Source organism: Pseudomonas sp. (genome assembly GCF_026224925.1).
In the GTDB taxonomy this organism is placed as follows: Bacteria; Pseudomonadota; Gammaproteobacteria; order Pseudomonadales; family Pseudomonadaceae; genus Aquipseudomonas.
Window position 1 is genome coordinate 1 of sequence record NZ_JAMFRV010000356.1, and the last position, 4833, is coordinate 4833.

The following is a 4833-nucleotide window of genomic DNA, read 5'->3' on the forward strand; positions in this document are numbered from 1 at the left end:
CCATCACTATTTACTGTCAGAGTTTTCAAATATGTAAACGTATTTTTCCAACACTCATACCTCCGCTCACACGTCTTGAGCCTTATTGCAAAGCGCGCCATGATCGACGCAGCATCGCCCTCAGGTCCCATTCTCGTCAAACCCAATAGATAGAGTCCATCGGCGGCTTCAAATTCCCAACGACCTACGAAATCGTTCAAACCAGCCTGATTGAGGTTGGACACGCAAAGCAGGTTCAAGCTCTTGGACAACACGTTTACCTATAGCTGCGAAACTGAATTGCGACACCGCTAGGTTTCGGCCGTTGACCGCTATTCGCGCTGCCAAATCCGAGTCAGCCCGAAGCACCGCAAGCTTTTCCTGCAACTGCGCGATGCTGCTGTAAAGCACAACGTTGTGCATGTCTTGCAATCCTAGCGCGGCGTTTTCAGCGGCGCCTTGATCGAACGCCAGCAAGACGCAGCCACAGGCCATAGCTTCGAAATTTTTGATCATGTATTCGCCCATGCCCACATCAGCGCTGACGAAATACCGAATCCGGTTCAAGGTATCGCGGTATTCATCGCCTGACTTAGTGCGGGTCACGACCAACGGTTCTACCCGGCCAAGCTCGTCGAGCAATGCTTTGCGGCCGCTGTAGGCGACACTGCTGGTGCTGCCGACAAAGGCTAGTTCAATATCGCGCTCGCGACCTTGATCCTGTAACAACTGTTGGTCGTAGCCTTTGGGAACGAACACCGCATCGAAACCTTCGTTGCGCAAGCGCTCGCTGACCATAAACCCAGAGCTCATCACTCGCGCCCACGGTAGCTTGCGATAGTGCGCGCTGAACTTGCCGGTGTATTTGCACTGGATATAGTTCTGATAGGCGTCGTGTTCGAGGATGACCAGATTAGGTACCGTGCGAATGAACGCTACCTGACGAATCTCTTGCTTGAAGCGAAGGAAAAAAACGATGCGATCGTAGCGTGTAACGTCCACTTCGCGCCGGAAGTAGCCACGCAAATTGCGCTGCTGCGCAGAATCCAACCAGCGCAGATCGCATTCGCAGTGCTGCGCAACGCCTTCGTACAAACGATCCAGAATAGCGCGCTGGTCCTTTTGCACCAAAAATAGAACTTTCATTGGTTTCCTCGAAGCGCGGTGCCTGCTGAATCAAATATCCCTGCGCCAGAACAACTCGTGTCGGCGGACAGCTTTTCTGAAAAATTCGTTTTCGCCTTCCGCCGGCCAACGACGGCCAACCAGTATCTGCTGCAACCAACGGCGAACCCGGCGCTTAAACGGCGGTGGCGGCTGTAGGTCGTGCATCATGCCCAGCGCCATGGCCTTGTCCCGTTGCGTCGAAGGTGATAGCTCAACGCTGTAGGGAATCAATTTATCCATCAAATCAGCGGCCCCAAAATACGGCGGCAGACTGACACCGCTGTAAGCATCGCCCATGGGCCAACGGTCGTTATCATGAAGGTGATTGGCATAACCGAGAATAGTGCGCGGCTGCCATTCCAAGCCCTGCAACGCTTCAAGCACTGCCGCTTGTGCGCAAATGTGATCGGGGTGCGGATCCATCGATGGATGCGGCATCACCAAAACTTCTGGGCGAGCTTTCAATATCAACGCGCGTAAATCTGCCAGAAGATTGTTCCAGGTCGGGGCGCCGTCAGCGTCGCCAGGCAAGAGCATCGGATTGAATTGACGGAACAATCGGGTATCGCCCAACTCAGCTTCACGGGAGGCAATGGGTTGATCCGGCGCGGCTTGCATGGCGGGCAGTTGCAAGCAGAAATACCCGAGCTGAACGCAGTGCGCTTCAGGCACGCCGCCCCAGCGTGGCACGGTAATGCTGTCCCACGCCCTTAGCCGGCCTTTGATCCGCGCCGCTTCGGCACGCGACATGCCCATCTGCTGGTAATGTTCGGCTTCGATTTCACCGGCGGTCAGGGTCACGATCCAAGCTTCATCGGCGTGGCTGTAAACACCAAACGCCGCCAACTCAGCATCGTCGGCATGCGGTGCAATCACCATGACGCGCTGACGACGGGCATCGGCGTGACGAAACAGCCATAACCTCGGCCGTCCCGGCAACCGGCAATACCGCCCGCGCAAACGCAGCGAGCCATCCACCAGTGCAGCACCACATCCCGTCAAGTTCAGGTAACGCAAACCATCGACGCCACGCTCGAAGGTTTGCCGATCGGTCACGTCGGCACCTAGCACATCAATGGCAGGATCAATAAAACGCCCGAGCCATGAGCTTTTGATGGGTATTCCAAGGATCAGGGTTTCATCGCCGACCAGCGTCAGTGGATCTCCCAACCGTAAATATTCACCTTGCCACCGCACGTTCAGCTGTTCGCTGTCAGCCGGGAAGCGATATTGATAATCGTCTTTGGGTGAGTAAAACAGATAGTCGGCAAACCAGGCTTCGTGGCCGACCCATGCCACCACGGCTAGCAGCAAGGGCAACCACCACACCACCGACATACCAACCACAATCAGCAGCACCAGGCCTATCAGCAAAGCCACACGCTTGTTACGACGATGGCGCTTGAGCAATTGCTCCTTGCGGCTCAGGCGTTTATTCATACTTGGAATACCGGCATAGGGTTGCACCATCGGTCCTTGTACTCTCGATCGGAGCGCCCGAAAGAAAAACGCAGCGGTTTATTGCTGGCGCGTGCGTGTTCCCAGGCACTTTGGGTATTAAGGAAGCTAAGGACGCTGCCGGGACTGAAGCCACGATTCTCTGGATCGACGCCGCCATTGATGTATTCGACGCTGATCCACTCTGGCGCTTCGACCCGGTACACCAGTTGAATGGCAATAGGCGTGTCATTCAAAAACAGCACCGAGCCTATCATCAGCTCTCGTAGCAACTCAATCACGTCGGCCATGCGTTCTGCGCCAGTGGCCGCGAAACCCCAACGCCGCTGGAACAGGTCGCAATACATACGGGCCAACTCGGCGCTGCTGAAGTCAGTGACCGGCCGCACCACGCCACCCGCCTCTTCCAGCAGACGCAATTCACGACGCTGGTTGTAGCGAAACTTCTTCGATAGGTCTTCCGGCGCACGGGCCATGGCCAGAGATTCAGCCTGAGGTTTCAGGGTGCTGACACGGCCTTCGTTCAGGGCCGAGAGGTAGCGTCCACGGTGGCGCAATTCAACTTGGGCACCCGCAGCTACTGGCAATATCAGCTCGGCATTGCCCAAGTCGAACAAGCCCTTTTTGCCTGCGCGCTTGAGCACGTCCTTGGACAACGCCAATGAGCGACCCCACGTCGCAATTGCTGCCTGCCATTCGCCGCCTCGCTCCCAACCCAGATAACGCACGGGGATCTCGGCCAGTGCGGCCAAGCGCTCAATCACCAAAGGGTGAGTGGCGACGCTGCCGCCAAAACGTTGCCAGACCTGTGCATAAGTCGGCGCATCGATTAGGGTCCAACCACGCTCACGCCATCCTTGAAATCGGTTGAGCATTACGACTCCGCAGTCAGGCTAGTGACTTGCGGCAAGCGCCAGAACACATCGCGCACAGCTTGATCGCAGAAGCGCTCTTGCAACCGCATCAACATCAATTCAGCACAGGCTGCACGTTGCTGCTCATCCAGCGTAGCCAAGTGAATCAGGCCTTGGGCAAGGCCTTGTTCATCGCCCAACGGGAACAGAATACCGACACCCTCGACCACTTCCTTGGCGCCGCCAGCAGCGGTTGCCAGCAGCGGAACACCGGCCACCATGGCTTCAAGCAGGACCATGCCGAACGGTTCGTGGTCCGAACTCAGCGCGAACACATCGAACGCTTTGTAAAAGCGCCGAGCCTCAGGAATCTGGCCGAGGAACAACACCTGCGAACCAATGCCCAATTCCAGCGCCAGTTCTTTGAGGTCTTGCTCCAGGCGGCCTGTGCCAAGTATCACCAGTTGGCTTTCTGTGGGCAGATTCGGTAGCGCCAGGGCGAAACCGCGGAGCAAGGTTGCTTGATCTTTGTCTGGATGCAAGCGACCGACGTTACCGACAATCCACGCAGACGACGACAGCCCTAACTCTTTGCGCGCTTGGGCCGCGGGTAACTGAGCGGCCTGCAACTGTTCGACGTCAATACGGTTGTAAAGGGTTTGAATGCGCCCGGTCGGCCATTTCGGCAGGCTTTTACGGATGTCGTCACGCACCGCATCAGATACGCCCAGCAGGCTCAAACGCCAGCGCATGATATGCGCGAACAGTTTGCGGGTGCGGCGATGATAGTCGCCAAACGCATGGTGCACGCCTATCACTGGAAGGCGGGTCGCCAGCAGTGCGATGTACACCGGTTTAAAACGATGGGCGATGCAAAAACTGAATGAGCGCGAGGAGGCGATTTTGCGCAGATCGCGAATTGCCCCCAGCTTAAGGCCACGAATGGCCTTGGAGCTGTACTCAAGAAATAACACTTCATCCGAGGCGCAAGCAGCTGCCACCTCGGAATCGGCGGCGCCGGTCAGAAATACCGTGGTAACCCGATACCCTTTACCGGAAAACAAGCTGGCGTATTGCCGGGCGCAGTCAAGAAACGGCTCGCCATAGCCGTGACAAAACTGCAGCACATGGCGATCAGCCGAACGTGTCATAAGCGTCTACACCGTCTTTGAGTACGAGGATGTCTTCCATGATCAGGTATTCGAGATCGGAGCCGAAGAACATGTTCAGCGCGTCAGTCGGCGAACAGATCATCGGTTCACCACGACGGTTGAGCGAGGTGTTCAGCGACACGCCGTTGCCGGTCAACTCTTCCAGCGCCTTCATCATGTCGTAGTAGCGTGGGTTGAACTTGCGCTCCAGCACCTGAGCGCGG

Annotated in this window: 5 protein-coding genes; all 5 read right to left on the reverse strand. The window is 56.6% G+C overall.

Annotation, left to right across the window (positions count from 1 at the left end):
- Nucleotides 1-168: 168 nt before the first annotated feature.
- Entirely contained in the window at nucleotides 169-1125 is a 957-nt protein-coding gene (locus M0974_RS15560) for a glycosyltransferase (RefSeq protein ID WP_297838399.1), read from the reverse strand.
- A 30-nt stretch (nucleotides 1126-1155) separates the two neighbouring features.
- On the reverse strand, nucleotides 1156-2574 hold the full coding sequence (locus M0974_RS15565; RefSeq protein WP_297838411.1) for a PIG-L deacetylase family protein: 1419 nt from the start codon (nucleotides 2572-2574) through the stop codon (nucleotides 1156-1158).
- A gap of 8 nt (nucleotides 2575-2582) precedes the next feature.
- On the reverse strand, nucleotides 2583-3479 hold the full coding sequence (locus tag M0974_RS15570; protein ID WP_297838402.1) for an antimicrobial resistance protein Mig-14: 897 nt from the start codon (nucleotides 3477-3479) through the stop codon (nucleotides 2583-2585).
- Entirely contained in the window at nucleotides 3479-4609 is a 1131-nt protein-coding gene (locus M0974_RS15575) for a glycosyltransferase (RefSeq protein WP_297838404.1), read from the reverse strand. The genes M0974_RS15570 and M0974_RS15575 overlap by 1 nt, the downstream gene beginning before the upstream one ends.
- Nucleotides 4593-4833, reverse strand: a 241-nt coding sequence (locus M0974_RS15580) for a carbamoyltransferase C-terminal domain-containing protein (RefSeq protein ID WP_297838407.1), incomplete at its 5' end; no start/stop codon positions are given. The genes M0974_RS15580 and M0974_RS15575, both read right to left, overlap by 17 nt.